This window comes from Chitinivibrionales bacterium, from assembly GCA_014728215.1.
In the GTDB taxonomy this organism is placed as follows: Bacteria; Fibrobacterota; Chitinivibrionia; order Chitinivibrionales; family WJKA01; genus WJKA01.
This window is the reverse complement of record WJLZ01000048.1, coordinates 1-5,070: the sequence shown is the minus strand read 5'-3', so window position 1 is coordinate 5,070 and position 5,070 is coordinate 1. Positions and strand designations below refer to the sequence as shown.

Sequence of the window (5,070 nt, the reverse complement as noted above, 5' to 3'; positions counted from 1 at the left end):
GGTGGTAACCGATCCCGGTCTGAAAGTTGGTGAAGGTGAAATCGTGGGCAAACAATGGAATTTCAGTGAATGGTCGAATCATCCCTATTATGCCGTAGCAAATGAAGAAATGGATCGCCTGTGGCGGCCCGGTGGAGGTATTTACGAGCATATCAATAATCTCGAGCAGGTTACTGCAATCAATTTGAAAGATTCTGTTTACATAAGACTGGTCTCCTCCACTGATACATCCTATGAATCGAGCACCAATATGGCGTTTCCTGCTATGTATGTTGATATTCCCGACGATTTTGTGGAAGATTGTTGCTGGCTGGGGGAACCTAATGTGGCTGTCAAACAGAAGCCCATTACCGGCGGTCACGGCGCCGTTGCACTGTCGGATATCCTGTCGGGCTCGATCAAAGATATACAATCGATCTCGATCTATGCGCTCAATGGAAGGTTGGTCCGGCGGATAGATTTGACAAAAGAAAGTGCGCTCAGCCTCGATCGGGTGCATGTCCGGGGCGTTTCTCTTATCCGTGTTCACGGCGTCAACGGCGCCGAATCGGTATATCGAATGGTTCAGCCGTAGCGATAGTGTACGGGCGTTCAATTGAACGCCCATACACCTTTCTTGAACGCCACCCTGCTTTCTTCCCTTCTCATGAATATCCCTACTACATTCCACCATTTTTTATTTTACTATCTATACGAAGTGAATTCTTTAAAGTCTTTTAGAAAGGGATTATATGAAGTCTCTTCAAATCACAGTTGTTGGCCTCGGCTATGTTGGTCTTCCCCTGGCAGTGGAACTGGCAAAATATTTTCCTGTTAGCGGTTTTGATATCAACAAGCGGCGGACAAAAGTATTGAAATCGGGTAAAGATCCCAATGGTGAGGTAGATGATATCGATTTAAAAAAGAGTTCACTTCAGGTTTCATCAGACCCCCGGGTTATTAAAAAAGCCGATGTTGTAATCGTTGCGGTTCCCACGCCTATCGATGATCATAAAACACCCGACTTGACACCGGTGATCAAGGCGTCGGAAACAGTGGGGCAGAATCTGAAAAAAGGTGCGATCGTTGCCTATGAGTCGACCGTATATCCGGGGGTGACTGAGGATATCTGCGTTCCCGCGCTGGAGACAAACTCGGGCATGAAATGGAAAAAGGACTTTTTTGTCGGCTATTCGCCGGAGCGGATCAACCCCGGAGATAAGGTTCATACCTTTTCTACGATAACAAAAGTAGTTGCCGGTGATACACCGCAAACGCTTACAACGCTTGCGAACATGTATGGCACGGCGGTTAAGGCGGGCATCCACAAAGCATCATCGATAAAAGTAGCTGAAGCCGCCAAGGTTATCGAGAATACGCAAAGGGATATCAATATCGCATTAATGAACGAGCTACGCATACTTTTTGACAAGATGAACATTTCGACGAAGGCGGTTCTCGAAGCAGCGAGAACAAAGTGGAATTTTCTTCCCTTCGAGCCGGGGCTGGTAGGAGGACACTGTATCGGGGTCGATCCCTATTATCTTGCCTATAAAGCGGAAGAAGCAGGGCACCATCCACAGATTATCATGGCCGGGCGGCGGATCAACGATGCCATGGGACGGTATTTTGCCAGGGAGCTGGTGAAAAAACTTATCGACAAAAAAAATGTTGTCAAAGGGTGCAGGGTGCTGATGTGTGGTATTACCTTCAAAGAAAATGTGCCCGACATACGGAATTCAAGGGTTATCGATATAATTAATGAACTGAAGTTTTTCGGCATTAAGGTTGACGTTTGGGATCCGGTTGCCGCCCCTGATGAAGTATACGAAGAATACGGTATCCGACTGATCAAGCAGCCGAAAAAGAATACTTACGATGGTCTTGTTTTTGCCGTAAAACATCAGCATTTTGTCGATTTGAAAAAGAAAAACCTCAAAGGCTTTTTGAAAAAATCGGGTAATTTTTACGACTTAAAAGAGGTGTTCGGGAAATAGATCTGTTTTCGATAATTATTTACTTTCATTTGCGGGACAGTATATATGAATCTGTTTGATATTTGCATTATTACGGCGTCGAACTCGGGGCAGGCCGATGTGTTCAGAAAGCTGATCAAGCGCCGGATCGATTACGGCCTCTATCCGCGGGAGATCGATTTCAGGGTGTATCATGATCCGGACCGGGGGCGGGTCGGCAGCGGTGGCGGTACGCTCCTGGCGCTGCATAATCTTCTGAAAGATTATGCAGTAGTCGATTCGTCTGATTTTTTTGCTGGCAAGCGGATTTTAATCGTTCATGCAGGAGGCGAAAGCAGGCGGCTTCCCTGTTATATTCCCGAAGGGAAAATATTTGCGCCCATTCCGATCGCGTCAAGCAGCGTCGTTCCCCCTGTGGTTCTTGATATGCAGCTTACCCTGTTTCTTCGTTATCCCTGGAGGGAAGGAGAAGTTGTCGTTATTTCCGGTGATGCAATTATCGATTTTGATACCGCCTTTGTTCCCGACAACCGCGGAGAAATCTGTGGCTTCGCAAAGCCCTCATCGCTCGAGCAAGGTTCACACCACGGGGTATTCGGATTTGATCCGGCCAAAGAAAAGGTCCTCGACTTTTATCAAAAGGCGCCGGTCGATATTCTTGCCGGAAAGGCTGTTCTGGAAGGCGCCGATCAATGTGCGCTTGACATCGGTATCGTTGCCCTTGGGCCAAAGGCGAGTAAGGGGTTTCTGGAATTTGGAAACAGCAGGACCGGAAAGAAAAAGACTGTTTTAGAAGGCGTGCAGGAAGGAGCTTTGAAATTCGATCTCTATGTGGAAATCATGAGTGCCTGTATCCAGAACGTTTCCTTTGATGATTTCGTTAAGAAAATTTCAAGCCAGACCTCTCTTACAAAAAAAGAACTTCAAAGACTATATACCATATTCCACACTTTTATTTTGCGCGGCACATTAACCCGGAACACGACCTTTTTACATTTCGGGACCCTTGCCGAGTATCCGCAATCATGTCTGGACCTTCACAGCAAAGATCTCCGTCCTTTTTACGCCCACGAAAATGAAGAAGTGCAACCGCTCTGTACGCCTGAACAGGTTTTATTCAATGACCTCGATTTCAATGTGCCCGTAGGCCGTCATAAAACGCTCTATGCGGAATCGGTACAGGGGTGTACGTTTTCGAATATTGAAGGTGGGAATGTAATTACCGGAGTTGAATCATGGAATACCGATATAATTATTCCTGAAGGGATATGTATCGACCAGCGCCGCGGCAAAGGCGGCAAGATCACACTTGTCTATTCCACAAAAGATACCTTCAAGCCGCAGGATTCACTGAGAGATGTGATTTTTTGCGGCATACACATGGACCAATGGTTGAAGCAGCATGGTTTGACCGAAGAAGATCTGTGGGAAAAGGAAGACAGGTACGATCTCCACCGGGCCCGTCTTTTCTGCGCCGAGGGGCCGGTGAAGTTTATCGCCGGGTATTGGCAGCGTCCCTTTAATGAAGAATGGGCGGAAGAGTTCCGGGAGCGGAGACGTTTTTCGATCAGGGAAGTCAATGAGGGGAGTGATGTTAACCAAAGAGAAGAGGGCCGCATTGCTCTCCGAAAAGAAATACTTCGTCGACAACTCAGGCAGGGAAAGGGCTGGAGAAACCTTTCATCCACCGATTTTGGTGCAGTGGTAAAGAACAGTCCGTTGGCCGGGAAACTTGCCGGGGTAGCAAAAAAAACCGATGATGTTCTTTTAAAACCTTATCGGGCAACACTGCTTGCCTCTTTGCCCGGCACACCCTCCCACCCGGCAAATATGATTACGTTCGGCACCGGTATTTCTGAAAAGGGGCCCAAAAGGCTTAAACCTTCGGTAAAGCATGACCAGATTGTCTGGGCCCGGTGTCCGGTACGTCTCGACCTTGCCGGCGGATGGTCGGATACTCCACCCTATACGCTTCGATTCGGAGGACAGGTGACCAACCTGGCTGTTAATCTCAACGGTCAGCCGCCGATTCAGGTGTTTTGTCGAAGGCTGGATTCTCCGGCTATTCGAATCCATTCCATAGATTTGGGAGTTACCGAAACAATTACGAGTTTCGGCAAGTTGAATGATTATTGCGATCCTTCGTCACCCTTTGGCCTGCCCCGGGCCGCGCTGGTTCTTCTGGGGCTGACCGCGAAAGGATGTAGCGAAAAAACATTACAGGCATGTTTGAAAAAAATGGGATGTGGAATCGAGATAACGCTGCTTTGCGCGGTGCCCAAAGGCTCGGGACTGGGGACATCGTCGGTACTGGGCGCAACGATCCTTGCCGCACTCCATCGTTTCTTCGGCCTGAATTATTCCCATGAAGACCTCTTTTTGCAGGTGCTGCAAATGGAACAGATGTTGACTACCGGTGGAGGATGGCAGGATCAGATCGGTGGGGTCGAAGGCGGCGCCAAATATATCGAAAGTAAACCCGGCCTCAAACCGAATCCGGTCATTCACCGTCTGGATCCCTGGCTGTTCCGGAATCCGCAAACCCATGGCTGTTTTACGCTCTTTTATACCGGTATTACCAGACTGGCAAAAAATATTCTTCAGGAGGTGGTCGAACAGGTAAACAGCAATCATCAGGCCTACCTTTTTACCCTCAATTATATCCGGGAACTTGCCGTAGAGGCCAAAGATGCAACGGGACTGCGTGATTTGCAGAAAATTGCAGTGATTATTAATGAATCGTGGAAATCAAATCTCCGGATTCATTCCGGAACTACCAACGCACAGGTCAATCGCTTACTGAAGGCCACGGCGCCGTATTACTGCGGAGTTAAGCTCCTCGGTGCGGGCGGCGGTGGATACGCACTTTTTGCCTCCGAATCGGTCGAGCAGGCTGCAAAGCTACGGGAAATCCTTTACCGCAAATTCGAAAACGAAAAAGCCCGTATTGTAGAATTTGCGCTCAATGAAGAGGGACTTCAGGTGACCGTTTCGTGAGAGAGAAGGGGGAGTTGAGGGTTAAAAGTCCGTATAAAGGATACAAGGTATAGGGTACAGGGTTTCTCTCTCACATCGTTTTCTCAGATATTTCTTCTCCCCCCTCATTCTCCATATC

General features: G+C 48.1%; 2 protein-coding genes. Both read left to right on the top strand.

The window, feature by feature from the left end:
* The first annotated feature begins 731 nt into the window (after positions 1-731).
* Complete coding sequence (locus GF401_03340; GenBank protein MBD3344077.1) at positions 732-1,976, top strand: nucleotide sugar dehydrogenase; 1,245 nt, start codon at positions 732-734, stop codon at positions 1,974-1,976.
* A 45-nt stretch (positions 1,977-2,021) separates the two neighbouring features.
* Positions 2,022-4,952, top strand: a complete 2,931-nt coding sequence (locus tag GF401_03335) for a hypothetical protein (protein ID MBD3344076.1) — start codon at positions 2,022-2,024, stop codon at positions 4,950-4,952.
* Positions 4,953-5,070 lie beyond the last annotated feature (118 nt).